11 protein-coding genes and 4 pseudogenes are annotated in these 17,574 nt (G+C 52.3%); 9 read left to right on the top strand and 6 right to left on the bottom strand.

What is annotated here, in order from left to right; genetic code table 11:
• Positions 1–16 precede the first annotated feature (16 nt).
• Positions 17–622 (bottom strand): hypothetical protein, encoded by a 606-nt coding sequence (locus H5V44_RS09950; protein WP_185192968.1) that lies wholly within the window; start codon positions 620–622, stop codon positions 17–19.
• Complete coding sequence (locus H5V44_RS09955) at positions 615–1,808, bottom strand: DUF58 domain-containing protein (RefSeq protein ID WP_185192969.1); 1,194 nt, start codon at positions 1,806–1,808, stop codon at positions 615–617. The genes H5V44_RS09950 and H5V44_RS09955 overlap by 8 nt, the downstream gene beginning before the upstream one ends.
• Before the next feature lie 405 nt (positions 1,809–2,213).
• Here H5V44_RS09955 and H5V44_RS09960 point away from each other — a divergent pair, with 405 nt between their 5' ends.
• Both H5V44_RS09960 and H5V44_RS09965 read left to right on the top strand, forming a co-directional pair.
• Complete coding sequence (locus tag H5V44_RS09960) at positions 2,214–3,386, top strand: glycosyltransferase family 4 protein (protein ID WP_185192970.1); 1,173 nt, start codon at positions 2,214–2,216, stop codon at positions 3,384–3,386.
• Entirely contained in the window at positions 3,386–4,531 is a 1,146-nt protein-coding gene (locus H5V44_RS09965; protein WP_185192971.1) for a glycosyltransferase family 4 protein, read from the top strand. The genes H5V44_RS09960 and H5V44_RS09965 overlap by 1 nt, the downstream gene beginning before the upstream one ends.
• Position 4,532: 1 nt before the next feature.
• Here H5V44_RS09965 and H5V44_RS09970 read toward each other — a convergent pair whose 3' ends face one another.
• Both H5V44_RS09970 and H5V44_RS09975 read right to left on the bottom strand, forming a co-directional pair.
• Positions 4,533–6,005: a sulfatase gene (locus tag H5V44_RS09970; RefSeq protein ID WP_246403899.1), complete on the bottom strand. Its 1,473-nt coding sequence runs from the start codon at positions 6,003–6,005 to the stop codon at positions 4,533–4,535.
• Positions 6,006–6,348: 343 nt separating this feature from the next.
• A complete protein-coding gene (locus tag H5V44_RS09975) occupies positions 6,349–7,761 on the bottom strand; it encodes a flippase (RefSeq protein WP_185192972.1) in 1,413 nt (470 codons plus the stop codon).
• Positions 7,762–7,891: 130 nt separating this feature from the next.
• Between H5V44_RS09975 and H5V44_RS17980 the strand changes: the two are divergent.
• Positions 7,892–7,966, top strand: a pseudogene (locus H5V44_RS17980) (IS6 family transposase); the annotation flags it as partial.
• Positions 7,967–7,978: 12 nt separating this feature from the next.
• Here H5V44_RS17980 and H5V44_RS09985 read toward each other — a convergent pair.
• Both H5V44_RS09985 and H5V44_RS09990 read right to left on the bottom strand, forming a co-directional pair.
• A pseudogene (locus tag H5V44_RS09985) lies at positions 7,979–8,833 on the bottom strand (IS4 family transposase); the annotation flags it as partial.
• Between the two features lie 87 nt (positions 8,834–8,920).
• A pseudogene (locus H5V44_RS09990) lies at positions 8,921–10,220 on the bottom strand (ISH6 family transposase).
• A 166-nt stretch (positions 10,221–10,386) separates the two neighbouring features.
• Between H5V44_RS09990 and H5V44_RS09995 the strand changes: the two are divergent.
• The 6 genes and pseudogenes from H5V44_RS09995 (at position 10,387) to H5V44_RS10020 (ending at position 17,447) form a co-directional block, all read left to right on the top strand.
• On the top strand, positions 10,387–12,174 hold the full coding sequence (locus H5V44_RS09995) for a hypothetical protein (RefSeq protein ID WP_221625671.1): 1,788 nt from the start codon (positions 10,387–10,389) through the stop codon (positions 12,172–12,174).
• A gap of 442 nt (positions 12,175–12,616) precedes the next feature.
• Positions 12,617–14,113, top strand: coding sequence for a hypothetical protein (locus H5V44_RS10000; protein WP_185192973.1), 1,497 nt, complete (start codon positions 12,617–12,619; stop codon positions 14,111–14,113).
• 299 nt (positions 14,114–14,412) lie between these two features.
• Positions 14,413–14,555, top strand: a pseudogene (locus H5V44_RS17565) (ISH6 family transposase); the annotation flags it as partial.
• 155 nt (positions 14,556–14,710) lie between these two features.
• On the top strand, positions 14,711–15,841 hold the full coding sequence (locus H5V44_RS10010) for a nucleotidyltransferase domain-containing protein (RefSeq protein WP_185192975.1): 1,131 nt from the start codon (positions 14,711–14,713) through the stop codon (positions 15,839–15,841).
• Between the two features lie 152 nt (positions 15,842–15,993).
• Positions 15,994–16,281 carry a PqqD family protein gene (locus tag H5V44_RS17825; RefSeq protein WP_221625672.1) on the top strand — a complete coding sequence of 96 codons (288 nt, stop codon included), beginning with the start codon at positions 15,994–15,996 and terminating at the stop codon, positions 16,279–16,281.
• A 212-nt stretch (positions 16,282–16,493) separates the two neighbouring features.
• Positions 16,494–17,447, top strand: a complete 954-nt coding sequence (locus tag H5V44_RS10020) for a hypothetical protein (RefSeq protein ID WP_185192976.1) — start codon at positions 16,494–16,496, stop codon at positions 17,445–17,447.
• Positions 17,448–17,574 lie beyond the last annotated feature (127 nt).

Below are 17,574 nucleotides of genomic sequence, written 5' to 3' on the forward strand. Positions count from 1 at the left end.
TCACTCCGTGTGGGTCTCATACAGTCTCACTCCTCGCGTCGCCGTCCCCCGACGGGGTGGTGCCGCCCGATCCGTCCGCCCCCGCGGCGTCGTCGGTCGGCCCCTCGGCGTCCGTCGCCTCGATAGTGGCGAAGCGAACCACTTGATACCGGTGGAGTGCGTACGACGCGACCACGAGGATCGCCGCCGACCCGGCCGCGATCCACGCCAGCGAGACCTCCCGGCTCGCGACCACGACGCCGCCGCCGGCGAGGGCGGCCACGGCGAGAAAGCCCACGCCGAGGAGCACCGAACCCCAGGTTCGCGCGAGGTGAATGGCGAGCAACCCCACCAGCCCCGCCGCCGCGACCCCCGTCGGGAGCGTGAGCGCGTCACCGCCCAGCGCAACGACCAGGAGGGCCCCGGCGGCGAAGACGAACTCCACCCGGAGCCGCGTCCACAGCACGACGAGCGCGATCCCCGCCGCGACCCCGCGGAGTTCCGCCTGGAGGAGCAGCCCGAGGAACGTGAGTCCCAGCGCGACGAACTCCGGCGCCCGGCGGAGTCCGCCCTCCAGCCGAACGAACGGGGTGTACGGCCGCCGGCCCCCGGCGGGATCGTCCGCGGGGTTTTGCTCACTCATCGGCCGCGCCCTCCGGCGGCGTGGCGGGCTCGGCGTCCGAGGACCTGGATCCGGTCGGGGACCGGTCGGTGCCGGCCGACCGACCGGCGCCGCGACGCCGTCGGGTTCCCGCCCGATGCCGCCCGACGACGGTTTCGAGACGGTCGCCGGGCGCGACCTCGAGTGCGGTCACGCGGTCCAGCCGCGCGAGCGACGCCCGGAACTCCTCGAACTCGCGGTAGCGACCGTACGCGCGGTCTAAGTCGTCGAGGCCGTGCGGTTCGTAGAGTACCGACGGCGCGAGGAAGAGCAGGACGCGACAGTCGTTCCGGCGGGCGAGTTTGGCCGCCTCCCGAACCTCCTTCGGGTGTGTGTCGTCGGTGATGATCACCGTCCACGACCCGGCACGCAACTGTGACCGCGCGAGCTGGACGGTGCGGAACAGCGGCTGGTCGGCCAGTCGGCGGACGTAGACGTCGGTCGCGTCGAAGTACGGCCGGAGGGTCTCCCCGAGTGGAGTTCGGTCGTCGGCGAGCCGGCGGGCGTTCCGCCGCGCGGTGGCCGGCGGCGTGGGGTCGTCGGTCGGGTCCGACGACTCCGGGCGCGTGGGCGAGAGGGCTCTGACGACGCCGCGGGCCGCGTTGTACTGTTCGGTGCCCGCTGCCGGGCCGTCGGCGGTGGTCGCGCCGTCGTCGCCGACGGTGTACAGTCCCAGCGGGTCGTCGAAGCGCTCGGCCGACTCGACGAACGCGAGGCCGACCTCCCGGAGGTAGTCGAGTTTGGTTTCGCCGTCGTCGCCGACACCCATCGACGCCCGGTGGTCGACGACCAGTGCGGTTTCGTGGGTGGTCGTCAGTTCGTACTCGCGGATGTGTGGCTCGCCGAGGCGGGCGGTCGCCTTCCAGTCGATCCGGGAGAGCTGGTCTCCGGGGGCGTACTCCCTTACTTCATACGGTTCGAGTCCTGCCCCGGCCCTGCCGGCCTTATGCTCGCCGTAGCGCGTGGCGACGGGCTGGCCACCTTCGCCGACGTGGAGGTTGCCGGTGGTTCGCGGCTGGATGGTGATCGTGTGTGTGTCGCCGTACTGGAGGGTACTCGTGAAGAAGCCGCCGGGGTCGGTGAATTCGAGGTCGTGGGGGCCAACATATGCCAGACCTGTAGTATCAACTTTGGCTCTTATAGTAGCCTCAATTTGTTTATCACCCATAGATAACACAATCTGCTGTTGTGAGTGTGACTGGAGACATTCCGAAAACCCAATGTTTAAATTGAGATTAACACTATCACTATTACTACGAATCACAGAATAATTGAACGATATGATCGCTCCGCTAACTGTCTGATCTGGAATGTCTAGTATCACATTTAGTCCATCCAGATCTATACATTCATAGATGAAAATCGTCTGATTTGCAATGAGCCATATACAAATTGCTATCCCGGAAGTAATATATAAGACATTACGAAATAAGACCCCGAACGAGAGTAATAATAAAACAACTGCCATTACTGTATGAAACCGAAAATTCATTTGCACATACTTAGAGTTATAACGAGTGAATGTATAGATTACGCCAGTGTCTAATAACCAAGAATTATAAAATGATCATATATGAATAACCAACCCTCAGATATACTCATTTGTACTGACTATCTCCCTCCAAGTGGTGGGGGCGTTGAGGTGGTTGTTGAAGAGTTAGCAGTCAGTTTGGCACAATCAGGGACTCATATAATACTATTCTCGCTTGGAGCTGGCAACATTCCCTCATCATTTGAGCACCAGAATATCGATGTGGTGTTCGCCGACCCAATTGAACTCACAGAGACCATTGGATTACAAACACGAATTTCTACAGATGCATTTACAAAATTTATACAGACTATGAATGAGTACCAGCCAGACATAATACATATACATAATCGTTTCTTCTTTACAAGCTTTGTCGCGCCTATTATTACGGCTATCAAAAATACGTATACAGTCCCACTCATATTGACGCTACACATTGGACCCATTGACGGGATTGATGGACTAGCTAGTACGTTTGCGCGCGCTTTAGAAGCGACAGTCGGCCGTATATTATTAAATTACGCTGATAGAATAATCGCTGTCAGCAACGCAGTCGCGGATCACACAACTAGCCTTGGAGTTAAAAAAAGCAAAATCACAGTAATACCAAACGGTGTTAATACAGGTAAGTTCTCACCTTCCGGTTCGAATATAATGACCACAAACAATGAACGTACTATTTTATTTGTTGGACGTCTAGTCAAAAACAAGGGACCAGATATCTTTGTCGAGGCACTGGAAAAAGTTTTCAATAGGAATAATAAGTGTTCTGCTTGTGTAGTGGGAGAAGGGCCAATGGAAGACCGGCTACGTGATAAAGCGAAAAGACTGGGCATATTTGATAGGATTAAGTTTGCTGGTTATGTTGAGAATATGCCCAAGACGATGCGTGAGGCGGATTTATTTTGTCGTCCATCGCTCTCTGAAGGTATGCCGTTGACACTACTTGAAGCAATGTCTTGTGGATTACCACCAGTGGTTTCAGCGGTTGCTGGCGTGCCTGAGGTTGTTACTGACGGCTATTCGGGCATTTTGATTGATCAACCTACTCCAGATTCAGTTGCAGAGGGTTTAATCAAACTACTTAATGACCCTGCACTTGCAAATCGCATTAGTCAAAACGCGCGAAATCATATGGTAGAGAACTACGGCTGGGAGAGGCGTGCACAGGAAGTTCGTAGTGTATATGAATCCTGTCTCTCGGAGGTAAAATAATGGCTAGTGGCCACCGTTTGTTAATCCGCTCACATTGGTCCCTACATAACCAACCAACAGGTGGTGCTGACCTACTTATGCATAATATTGCAACTGCACTCACTAATAGTGGCTGGGATGTTGATATTTTGTGCCCCCAACCGAATGATTCAGAGATTCGAAATAATATGGGACAAAGTGACATAAATTATCATAATTTCAAGTACAGTGAACCGCAGAGCCCAGTAAGGAAGATGGTGAACTCTGTCCGGGGCTGGAAAACATACCGGAATGTTGTCTATAATAATAATTATGACATAATACTGGATGACATCTCTCATATTCCGTTTTACCCACTTCATTTTGATCACCCGGGTACCGCAGTTGATGCAACATTTATGCACACTGCATTTTTCGATTCTGCTTGGGAATTTGACACTAAAATCGGTGGAACAGTGATAAATCTTATTGATAGATCTTTGTCTTATTTAGACTCTCATATAATCTGTGCTGGGCCAAGCACAGCGAACCGAATGGAGGAGATAGGTGATTGTACTAACACTTATGTACTCAGGCCATGTATTGATTTAGAAAAATTCGAATATGAATTCGATCCAGATTCAAAAAACATCCTCTTCCTTGGCCGACTTACCCAGCGTAAAAATGCGGGCTGCCTTCTCCGAGCTTGGAAACACATCGAAGATACGTATGATGAATATACTCTCACTATTGCTGGGACGGGGAACAGGGACCGTCAATTGAAACAGCTTGCGGATAATCTAGGGCTTAAGAATGTTACCTTTACCGGATTTGTAACCGAAGAAAGGAAGTTAGAGTTATTCCGTAACGCGTTTGTATTCGTTCTCCCGTCACTTATCGAAGGTTACGTGACAACCGGCATTGAAGCGCTTGCTTCAGGTACGCCTGTTGTTGGATCTGATACGCACGGAATCAATGACTATATCATAGATGGAAAAAACGGGCTCCTATTTGAAACAAATAAGCCGATGCAACTTGCGGGCACTCTTCGTTATGCAATTGAAAACCGAGGAGAGTTACAATCTATGGCGCGTACCGGTCGAAGGTTGGCTGAGTCACACTCATTTGACTCTTTCCAAAGCCAATCTGACCTATTATTTTCAAGTATTACGAACGAGCGTACGTAGGCTATTGCAGGTAACCAAGGTCCTCCAATCGCTGCTGCGTTGACTTACCCATTGATACCTCACCAGATACATTCCTTTTGTTTATTGAATCAAGCCAATGGTCAAGTTGTTGTTCTAGCTGTTCGCACATTTCCGGATATTCATTGGATACATTTTGTGATTCCCCGGGATCACTTTTAATATTGTACAATTCAGTCTCTCCATCGGATCCACGAATATATTTGAACTCATTATTACGAATACATCGAATAGACCGATCGAATCGGTCCATAATGCCGTGTGGGTCACCAACACGCTCTTCTATGGCATCTCGAGATGGTTGTGGTGCAGCATACTCTCCTATAACGAACTTACGGCCGAAATCTGAATTGTGTAGCGAATAGCCCTGAATCTGATCCCGAAAATTATGTGCCCCGATATCAACCTCATCTAATATTGTTGGAGCAATATCAACTAATTGGATTAATTCATCGGACTTCACACTATCCCCAAATTGTTCTTTGTTTGTTACCAGAGGAACGTTCATAAGAGTATCATATAGACAATACTGATGATCCATCAAATTATGTTCACCTATATTCTCTCCGTGATCTCCAAGTAAAATAAAGACTGTTTCATCCCACTCGTCATTTTCTTTTAATATCGCAATTAAATCTCCGATCTTAGAGTCAAGATATGCAGTTTCGGCAGCGTACAATGATTTTAGAATTTTGAAATCTTTTTTCGAGTGATCTACTTGTTCCGTTACATATTCCCAGGCATTCTGATTGACATTCATCGCTTGCTGATACGAAACGGTTTCTGGAAGGAACTTTTTTGCATATTCCTTTGGCGGTCGGTACTCTAGGTGCGGCTCCAAATAGTTAATAAATAAAAAGAATGGCTTGGAGTCTTCTCGAGAACCTAACCAACTGTTAATACGCCTATTAGTGCGGTGTGCACCGTTGTCCAGCTCTCTATCCATATAGTATCTAGCGAATACTGCATTTATAAAATTTTTAAACGGGTTCCCTCGAAAAATGTTTTTCGCGATCGAAATAATCTGTTCGCGGCCGTTTGTAGTAAGACCGATGCCGCCGAGATCAGTACCTGACTGTAGCAACTCCCATCCTTTAATGAACTTCTCGAATCCACTTTCAAACCCAAAGGAAGGACCTACCCAAACGTTGTTGGATACACCAACGGTTTCGTAGCCTGACCCAGCAAGGACCTCTTGTAACATCGTATGTTCACTATCGAGTAACTTGTGACCGGCGTGTGCACAATGCGTTGACGGATACGTCCCAGTCAGCAGCGATGCGTGGGAGGGCAATGTCCACGGTGCAGTACTGTACACGCTAGAGAATGACGAACCTTCCTCTGCTATTTCTGAAATATTAGGAGTGACGGGTTTTTCTGCATACTGGGTATCAACGAAGTCCGCACGGGCAGTATCCATCACCACGAGTACTACGTTGGATTTCTCCTCCATCATATGGTGTGAGTGAGCACTTACTATTTAAATACACTGCTAAATTGGCGTGGTTGAGTGAACCGTCCAAGTGTATTATCTTCTGTGTAGGTTATTTAGAGTAGTTGTGTACCCATTCGTCTTTAGTTAAGCTTGATAGTAATATACACAGATAGAAATATGCCGCATAGTATTGAAGCGTACTAATCAAACGAGCCAGACATTGTATCTACTGAAATTAAGCAATAAACTGACCCTATAAACACGAATTTCTCGCCATAGCGGGAGTAAATCGGCAGAATTCGAACAGAAACTGGGCCAGAACAGTATTACTGAGGGTATTAACTAAAGACGGATGGTTGTGTACCTATATATCCATTATTTGCTTGACTGCTCTTGCACGCATCCTCTCTGATGCAAGGACAACTACAAAATACACTGTCACTCCAACCGAAACAACAGTAGCTAGCTTGAATAGACTATTGGGAACAACTACAAGAGTAGCAACCCATACGGCTAATCCCATTGCTGCTGATGAAAGGGTTAACCAGCCTAGCCCAGTCCAATCCGGACTCATAGAAATATATCTTTTGAAGAAATGAACTCTGATCGTCGTCATACATAGATAAGAAAAGAACGTGGCTAGCGCAGCACCCTCTAGCCCATATGTGGGAACTAATATGATATTCAACATAATATTGACCAATGCGCCACCTATCATAGCATAGGCGGCTAGATCTGCGGAACCGGTTGCTTGCAAAGTTCTACCAATAACTTGATTTATAGCTTGAAACATCTTCTGAGCAACTAGAATTGACAATGCTGTAGAAGCTAATACAAATTCCTCGCCGAAAATTAATCCTAATAATTCTTCCGACAATATGGCAACACCGACGAACGATGGAATGACGAAAAAAAGTGAGGCAGTTATCATATTACTCACAGTACTTGATATTTTGTCCCAATTACCTTCATTATGCCATACACTAACTTGAGGAAACATACTGTTGCGCACTGCAATACCGAGGAGTATGGTCACGGATGCAAGTCTCCAAGCGGTTTCGTACGCGCCCACCTCTGCCTGACTCAATACAAGTCCTATTATAAGTACATCAAGCCAGTTGAACAAAACTGATCCAGCACCCGAGATAACATCAAACTTAGCAAAACTGAATAGTGACCGTGCTTTTGACCAAGATGGATATCCAGTAGAAGTGGATTTTAAATAAATCCCAGATATGAATGCGCACACTGTAGCTAGTATCCAGGCGTATATTAGACCATTTGCCTTGTAATTTAAAATCGATATACTAGTTACCCCAAAAGCTATCCACAACATCCTCCTAAGTAGCACGAGATCGGCAGATCTGGAGACATCTAATTCACCACGTAATAGATGCATAACCATCTGATATGCTTCCGCGGCAATTAGTCCAGCAATCAGAGATACCCCAACTGTTGTGCCAACATATTCATTTATAACCTCACGAAAAGCAAAAATAGCTATTGAGATCAATGTCAGCGGTAGAAATTTTAAGAAGATAGCTGTAGATAGGAAAATCCCTGGCTGATTGCTTCCGCTGATTCTCTTTTCCAGTGCGCCATTAATTCCAAAATTTGCGGGCAATTTTAGTATGCCAACAGCAGCTTGGAACAAAAAAAATGTACCAAGCTCGCTTGCTCCCAACTCCCGTGCAAAGAACGCAAGCCCGACAAATGATATAATCGAAGATAGGAGTTTTGCGCCGAATAGCTTGGTAATAGACTTTGCCAAGTCCATTGGCTGTTTTGCAGGTTGTCTTGTTTCTTTATTAGTATTCTGTATTGAAACCGAGTGCTCAGTAATAATGGTCGTGTGGTCGTGTTTAGTTAAGGATGAAGAGTGAGGCGGTGTGATTTTGTGCTGGTCTATAGCAGAAATCAACCGCCTCAGCGGACGTACAGACTGGATTGATTTGGATTTTGTGGAACGATGGCGGACACCCATCCGTTCTAGTTTAGTGGCGAGCAAAGCTGAACTCACCCGATTCAACCTGGCTGCGTAGCCGTTTCCTGTGTGGATTTGGATTTCGTGACGCCCACAGCAACAGCTCGTCTAAATCCGGTAGTTCGTAACCCAACTCAACCATAAGATATAGCTGAATCAGATGAGCGTGCCGCTCCACGGCTAGCGAACAGCGACGCCGAGGGAGCCGCGACGCCGACTCGTCGGCGTCTGCGGCGGCTTCGGCCTCACGCTGTCTGGCCTCAACTGACCGCAACTCGTCCACAATTACACGGCTCATCATCAGCGAAATTGCTGCTATGATAACCAGCGCCTCGATAATGTAGGCGTTGGTCGTGTTGATCTCGTCCAAACCGAACCGCGATTTTAATTCCTTGAACAGCAACTCGACTTCCCAGCGCGCCCGATAGAGCTGCGCGATATCGGGCGCGCTATAGTCCTCTTTGCCGAGATTCGTCAGATACAGATGGTACTCGTCGGTCTCCTCGTTGCGCAGACCGATCAGCCGAAACGTCCGGGTCGCGCTTGCGCCCGACCCTCGTTTGCGATCAAACGAGAGCGTGATGCGGATATCAATCTCCTGTCGCTGCAGGTCGTCAAGGACGGCCTGCAGCGACTCCCCTTCCAGCGGGATACTGTTGCCCCGCCACGTCCGTAGTTCTTCGACAATCTCGAAGTTCGCGTTGTCCTTGACGCGGGAGACGAACCATCCGCCGTTCTGGTCGATTCGGTCGAACAGCCAGAAGTCGTAGAAGCCTAAATCAAGGAGTATGAGGGCGTCAGCTACCCACTCTCCGGTGGGTAGCTGACTCCGTTCATGCGTTGTTCCGTCGGTTGTGCGGAGCCGTCATCGGTTCTAGTTTAGTGGCGGTCAAAGCCGAACTCACCCCGTTCAACCTGCTCACGTAATCGATTGGTCGCATCGCAAAGCGGTCTAGAGTCTGCCTCTGGTACTCTCAATTGAGAGGTCACATCTGATTGTTGTTTTGGTCGATCGGTGGAGTAGTTCGTCGAGGAACGCCTAGTAGTACTCCGGATCAGCGTACTTCACCAGCCGAAGCTGGAGCAATGCCTCTGATCCTTCCGCTGTCCAGCGCATCCACTGGTTCCTGCGTCGCTTGCTGACCTCACCCATTAGCCGTTCGACGGAGTTCGAGGTCCACGGTACCTCGAACCCCTCGATAGCAGCCTCGGCGAACGTCACGATCGACGGAACCCACCGCCGAAGATACCCCGCAGCCTTCGCTGATCCGTACTGATCTAACTGCCACGCTGTCTTCTCAATACGCTCGGTCGTTCGCGCGATCCGCTCACGGATCGCCGCGAACTCCCCGTCTGGACGGTGTTTGGCGACCGAGTTCTTCAGATGGAACACCTCGTCGATCACCTCCGAGACTATCTCGTTCCGCTGGTCCAGAGAGAACACACCGTCGTCCCAGAGGTTGTAGTCAAGCGTCCAACCGACGTGGACGAGATCAAGTTGGTGATCGCGGTGTTCGTCGGTAAAAGCCGTGATAATGCCCTTCTCAGCCTCGATGTCTTCGAGTTCGGTGGCTGTTTCGTCCCAGTCAGCGTTGGCCGAGAGATCCAGCAGGGAGCGCGACTCGTCGGCAGTACCTTCGCCGAGCGTGGCTTGGACGGAGTGGTACGCGCGGTCGTCGTCTTGGCTGTGACACCTCGTACCGTCAGGAATAACGGCGTTAACGTCTGTTTCAGCGACACAGTCTGGAAGGAACTGCTTGAGCCTGTTCCCGTACTCTTTGGCTCGGCGGTTGATGGTCGCCGGCGACAGCATCAAGACGAAGCCATCGCCGTGATCAGCGGCGTCACGATAACTGAGCGATGTAGCGAGATCGACGCTCTTGACGGCGATGTCCTGCTGATAGCGGTTTTGCCCGTCGAAGATGTTCTCAGCTTCGACGGGCCGGAAGTAGCTGGATTCGTCGTGGTCAGCGGCGGTATCTTCGACATAGTGAAGATCGAATTCGTGCTCACCGGCGGTTGCGACGGCTGTGCGAGTATCGGTACCAGCTCGTTGGAAGCGTCGGTCACCGTTGCCAGTAGTGTGTTTCTCGCCACAGAGCGCCTTGACGCGAGACGCGTCGAGGCACTCGACCATCGATTCGAGCAGGACAGATTCGACGTTCTGCTCAGTAACGAACTCGGCAAGCGTGGCGAGCGGTACCGTTCTGTCTTCGTCGAATCGTGAACCGCACGTTGATTGTGGCGTGCACGGGACACCTCTTGGGTGGACACCAGAGGCGTCCCGTTCCTCACGGGAGCCAGTTGCTACTGAACTCTAGAGGACTTTGCGACAGGACCAACTAATTATCTCCAGCAGGCAGATACTTGCCCACTCCTGAGGAAAATGTTAATAACGGACACATCACTAATATGACTGTGAATCGTATTGATCGTGGAGTAATAGCGGTAGGCGCGGTTGGTGTCAGTACTGCTGCGATTGGAGCAGTGACATTCACGAAGCCCCCTGGGTACACGCCAAGTTTCTATGGCCTTGTTCCAGTCTGGATATGGAGTGCGCTTGCTCTCTCGACCGTAACTGGCATTATCCTGCTCGCCCGCGGTGCATTCTCCGAGCAATTTTCAGTGTTTGTCCGTGGAATCATAGTCGTTGGTGCCTCGTATGCTATTTTGTACTTTCTCCCGCGAGCGGTCGGCTTCGAATTTTGGGCATTCTCGCGGGCCGACTCCCTGATGCACTTTTCGTACGTTGAATATATTATTTCAACCGGATTCAATCCGACGGTCAATATGTATCCAGGTACGCACTACGTCATCTCGCAGGCCGCAATTATTACTGATATCCCAGTTGAGATATTTCAACCTATTTTGATGTATCTTATTACTGCTATATTCATTGTTAGTTGTGCGCTTCTCGGACGCGCTCTCAGCGGGCGATACGCGGCACAGTTCGTTTGCATTGCGGCGGTTCCTCTCATCTTCGGGAAATATATGCAGCATCTAATGCCGTGGTTTATTGCATTTTCCCTGTTACCTCTTATATTATTTATCGCTGAATCCCTGCGGAACGGCCGCTTCGCAAAGTCGAAGCCAGCAGCAGCGTTAATCTCCGCATTCGTACTGTTATTCGGGGTTGTGTTTATCCATCCAATGTCCGCCGCTTTTGTCGTAGTCCTTATTGGGTGTGGCATTCTCGCTACCACGGCTTACAACCTCCGTACAGGGAGTTCCGAACGCTACTATCGTGCGCTGTGGGGGATGTTAGTTACGGTTCCACTCATAGTATGGTATTTTTCAACAGCCACATTCGGCCGATTAGTTCGACAGACAGTGCTGTCACTCACAGCGGGCGCACTTGGCGCAGTCACGAGAGTTGAAGGGGCAGAGGAGTCAAGTTACACGGTGTTGCAAATCATCCAGCGCTACATAATAGGCGATTACGGGGTACTCATATTATATCTCACAGCGGGCGGTCTAATTGTGCTTCGGGTTGGGTACAAATTCCTTCGGGATCGAAATGTCAGATTCAGCGAGACAACAGCATCTGTACTCTACGTCGCTGGCGGTGCTATTGGGGTAATATTCCTAGCGTTCCCCGCAATAATCACCGAGTTCTACCGGATAAATCAACTCACCCTCCTTGCTGCGATTCTTTTGTTAGGTTTTGGGATGACCGCACTACATACATATGACGACGTGTCTCCTCTGAGTATGTCACTCAACTCCGTTGCAGTATGTGCTGTTGTAGTAGTGGTTATCACCGCAGGTGGTCTCGCAATATTCACTGTCTACGACGAACGGCGGCACGCCAATCAAGCTGAATTCGAAGTAATTGAACATCATATGACATACGCAAACTACGACATTAATACACGATCGATGAAAATTACGCAGATTGAAGCAGAGTACACTATCGGAACACGGCGTGCCAGCCAAATTCCTTGGACTAAGCGACCATTTGCTGAGGCTGACAATAGACTCCCAGATGATCTCGGTTATTCAACATCCGATTCTGTATCAAGTCTATTCGACAATCGAGGATATATTGTCATCTTAGATAGAAATCAGAACTGGGTGGGTGTTGAGCCACAGAACCGCCACCAGTATGTGCGGTATATTTCAGGCAGTGAAATGTCACAACTCCGAACAGATAGAGCGGCAAGTCCCGTGTATGATAACGGCGGATCATCGATATGGTGGGTCTAGGGATTAAAGAAACGTGTGGCCTGTTATCAGGTAAAGTAAATTAACACTGTTTGGGACAAGTCGATTCTGTACTGCGGCTGTAAGCGGTTCTTCACGGACACAGGTTTGATCACAGATACGAGGAATACGGTGGTTGTAACAGTGTCGAACGTGTTTTATTAAACTAAAACGTTGAACAAATCGATTCTCAAATTGTTTCAGCCACGCCGGAAGAAGTACTGTCGAAAATTGGATTCAAGCCTTCGTCTTCATACGGAATCAGGTAAGCTAAATACTACTCTCATTATTATCAAAAGATCCATATCCCAGCGATATCCATATGAGACTATGCTGAAAAAGATTTTAGACCACTATCATACTAGCCCTCGAACCGACGATATCAAAACCTACAGATCTGACTCCGGAACGAAAGGCTACGGAGCATACGGATTGGAGGATCACGATGACACGATTTAACCAGCCTTCTGAGGGAACTGATAATTGGCACGCACCACTTAATGAGAACTTTAACGACCTGGGTATCGAGGTGATCAATGAGGTTCCAACTTGGAGTGATCTCCCTGCAACCGGGGAGGTATCAAAAAGCACGAGCGGGCAGTGGCCAGTCTACCGCGTCGGCGCCGATAACGTCTTTGTCCGGGTGACTGACTCGGCGCAAGAGATCGTCGGTGGACTCGGGAGTGCGAATCGGCCGGTACCTGAGCAGCACGTCGAGAAACTGAGTGTAAACGATGCAGATATCAGCAGGTGGTATAACGTCAAGGGCAACACGCTTGCAGATGTCAAGCAGGCAATCGCAAATCATAATTACATTAAACTTGACCCCGAGGTGGTATACAGTGGCGACACAACGGTAACAATCGATGTGAGTCAACCCCGTGAGGTAGTCGTTGAAGCCTATGGCGCCGAGATTGACTATACCGGGACTGGAAGAGCTATCGATGTCGCCCCGAATTCATATTCCGGCGGAAATGACCGTATCACGTGGAATGGCGGATACATTACTGGACCTGGAAGTGGTGTTAATGGTACAGCTGGGATCTATCTTGAAGACGCCCTTCACCATAGTTTCAGCCTGTCGCTCATAGAAGGGTTTGAGTACGGTATCCAAGTACGAAATGTTGACAGCTTCTGCGAGAACAACAAGTTTGATGTTCCTGTTATAAAGAGAGTTTCGAGTGGTATCCGACTTGAGGGAGCAACCTTCACGGGAGGAGATGGAACGGACTCATTCAAATCGCTCCAATTTCACTCGTCCATCTCGCAGGCCAACATCGGTTTCGATATGCGTGATGCGCGTGTCACGGCTGACGCCAAACTTGACTTTGTGACGTTTATGAACCCTGGTGTGACTGGCTGGCGCGTTGATGGTTCTTTGCGCGGCGCTGAAGTCAATGTCAACTTCGATTCGGCGGGTACCGACGGTGGGACGGGTGTGGACCTCGTTTCTCTCCGGAGGCATCCAGGCGATATGATTTGCACGTTCTCAGGCGTTTCCACGGAATTCAATGACCCGAACGACATTCCGTTCGTGCATCAACGTGCAGAGATTGGAGACGTGGTATATGACAGGGGGACGAAACTGTACGAGACGACTGCGGATTCACATTTCGGTAGCCGTCAATATCAGCGAACCCGCTATCGGTTTGGTACTGCGGGATCTCGGACGGATTGGATCCAGTTTCGTGACGGAGACGGGACGACTCATGGGTACTTCTCGAAGACCCCAGCCAACGATCTGGCAGTGTATCTACCAAATTCGGGGCAGCGATTCGAGGTATTTAATTCCGCCGATGGTGTTCTCGCCGATGCGAAGTTTGGAAACATCACTGCGAACCAAGGGGAGGTCAAACTCGGAAAGAACGGCGCTCGGGTCTTCCTTGACGAAGGAGAAATCAAAGTTGAAGACGAAACAGGCAGCATCACAACTATCACGTAGAGTACGGCGACGTGACTGTCAACGGTGATTCCACCGCTGAATTGGCAGTGCTCAGATTACGCTGTGTAATACTCTCAGAACCGAATGTTCGGCACTCGCGTCGCGTTTGCTCCAGATTCGATCACCTGATCCCATCGGAGTACGACAGATGATATCTTTCCGAAGAGGTCGGCGTTGGTACGGAGATAACTGCCGTCCCAGAGACAATTGATACGTCGTGTCGCAAAGCCCCTAGAGTTCAGGAGAACCGACTCCCCTGAGGAAGGGGACACCTCTGGTCTCCACCCAAGAGGTGTCCTATGAACGCCACAATCAACGTGTGGTTGACTATTACATCAACGAGGTCAAAACTGGAACGCTAGCCATACTCGCCGAGCTTATTACCGATCAGAACGCTGGACCAGTTCTGCTTAAAGCGCTTGTCGAGAGCCTTGATGCGAGCGACGCGTGGCTCTCGCTTCTACTCAATTTCATATACACTTATGTAACTTCAGGTTGGACAATATATCGAAGTGAAGCTATCAAAGCCTAAGATACTACACTATATTGGCACTTAAATTGAACGAAGAAGAACTCGTATTCCGCCTCGTTCAATTGTTGGCTGGCTCCGACGAGGCGACGACACGAATCCACGAGATCGTCCGCAACGACCCCGATTGGAGCCGCCTACTTAAACTCACAACCAACCACGGTATCCTTCCGTACCTCTATCACTCGCTACAGGACATCGAAACCGAAGTCCCCGAAGAGGTGTACGAAACGTTACGCACCCGGTGCGAACGGGCCGCGCTCCAGAACCTCCAGTTCGCGCAGCGACTCCACGACATCGTCGAGACGTTCAACGAACACGATATCCGGACGATCCCCTACAAGGGGCCGATCCTCGCGCAGGTGGCCTACGGCGATATCGGACGACGGCGGTTCGGCGATCTGGACTTTCTGGTCGCCGAGGAAGACGTCCTCCGAGCGCGGACTGTACTGCAGGAACGGGGGTACGAACAGACGAACTTTCTCGGCGTCCCGCCCTCTCACCTGGTCGAGAACTCGATCTTCCGGTGGGAGCGGGAGTTCCGGTTCACGAACGACGACGACAGAATCCAGATCGAGCTGCGGCCACAATTTACCGGCGGCAATCAGTCCAACGCGGCGATATTCGAGGATTTGTGGGAGCGGCGGACGACGGTATCCGTTGCGGGGCAGCCTGTACAGGCGCTGTCACCGGAGGACCGGGCGCTGTTGCTTCTGACCCACGGGACGAAGCACGGCTGGCTTCGTCTGTCGTGGGTCTGCGACATCGCGTGTCTCCTGCAACACGATATCGACTGGGAGGTAGTACTCGAACGCGCGGAGGACTACGGCTGGAAGACCGCCGCGCTTCTCGGTCTCGGGATGACGGCCGAACTGGCGCACGTCGAACTCCCTGAACACGTCCGGCGCGAACTGGCGGACAACTACCGCGCCACGCGGGGGACCTCGGCGTTGGTAACACGGTTCGAGCGCGATCCGACGGGGAAACGTCTCGACCTCGAACCCTGGACTGTAATCCTCTTTCTTAACGACGGCATCGTCGACTCAGTCAAGGAACTCTTCGACGTGGTGTTCGCCCCACGCTACGCCGATGTTGAACTCGTCCGGCTTCCGCCATCGCTGTATCCGCTCTACTATGTTATCAGAGTGCTGAAATTTCCCTCGAAAATCGTTCGGAAGGGCCGGGAACTACTGGAGTGAGACACAAACGCGTTCCCGCCGAACCGACATCGTCCCGGCCGTTCCCCGAACCGGCGTCCCGGGGACTTCCCGCCGACTGGGACGCGCGGAGTGACAACACATCACAATTTATTTTGATTGATGAGAATTACCACCTAAGAGGGTGGCCACGCGTGAGCACACTAACTGACACAACAGAGATCGTCGCCGCCGACGACTGCCTCTCGACCACGATCGACGGCGAGTCGGTGATCCTGCATATGGGCACTGACGAGTACTACGGGTTCAATGAGGTCGGCACGTTCGTCTGGGAGTCGATCCAGGAGCCGCGGAGCCTCGAAGCGGTCTGCGAGGACGTGACCGACGAGTACGAAGTCGAGTACGACCGGTGTCGGGCCGACGTCGAGGAGCTCGTCAGGGACCTCGCCGACAAGGGTCTCGCTCGCATCGATCCGGAGTGACCGGGCCCTCGCGGCCGCCGAACACCCATAATATAAAAAACAAACGTCCGAGCGAACGCCGTAGCAAACATCGGGGCCCTCGTAAACATCGCGTCCCCCCGGGGTGCCTACGGCTTGCCGCCGCTCGAACCGCCAGCGACGGCCTGTCCCCGTCGGTAGGACGGGAAATGAGGAACTACTAACACACCGGGCTTACTAATCTGACACAACCGATGAGCCAGCCGCCTGCCAGGTATTCCGTCTACGGGCTGACGGTGGGGTCGGAGTTCGACCTGCCGGAGCTTCGGCCCGCATCCCCAGAAGGCGGAGTCGACGTAACGATCGGCCTCGCCGACCTCGATCCCGCTGTCGGGTCGGACACGGACCCAGGGGCACAACGGGTCGATGCGACCCCGACCCGGTGCCGACTCACGTACGATTCGATCGGGACGTTCCTGATCGAGGCGGGCGGCCGGATCCGGTGTGACCCCGCCTCCGAGGGGAGCGAGACCCACAAGATCTTTCGGCGGATCCTGGAGAACCAGGCGATGACCGTGCTGTTGCTCCAGCGTGGCCTCCTGGTGCTCCACGCCAGCGCCGCCGTGATCGACGGGACCGCCGTGGTGTTCGTGGGCGAGCGCACCACCGGGAAATCCACCACGACCGCGGCGTTCCACCGGGAGGGGTATCCGATGCTGGCCGACGACGTGGTCGCGATCCGGTTCGGCGACGGACGGCCGACGGTCGTCCCCGGGGTGCCCCAGATCAGACTCTCGCCCGAAGCCGCCGACGAGCTGGCGCTCGATCCGGTACGCAGCTACGACAACGACTGGGGCGTCGAGAAGGTCTACTATCCGATCGAGGCACAGGCTGACGCCGCCCCGCTGGGTGCGATCTACTCGCTGGAGGAAGCCAACGATGTCGGTATCGAAGCGTTCGAGGGGTCTACGCCGTTCTTCGAGTTGGTCACGAACACGTACGCCCAGGGGCTCCTGCCCGACACGCGGACGACCGCGGATCACTTCGACCAGTGTTCGCGGGTGGTGGCGTCGACGCCCGTCCGGCAGCTCCGGCGTCCAAAACGGTTCGACCGGCTTCCGGAGGCCGTCGACCTCGTTGCGGCGGACGTCCGCGACGCCTCCGAACGTGCCAACACTTCGACGCACTTCGTGCCGGACCGGCAATGACGGCGGTCTCCTTGAGGCCGGTCCGTCGCTTCCCGGTCCGGCCCGTGTCCCCGCACTGCGGTTCACCCGCGCCGTCCGCCCGACGTGCCCGCCGACCCCGTGTGCGGCGGTGGTACCGCTCGACCGT

The organism is Halobellus ruber (assembly GCF_014212355.1).
In the GTDB taxonomy this organism is placed as follows: Archaea; Halobacteriota; Halobacteria; order Halobacteriales; family Haloferacaceae; genus Haloquadratum; species Haloquadratum rubrum.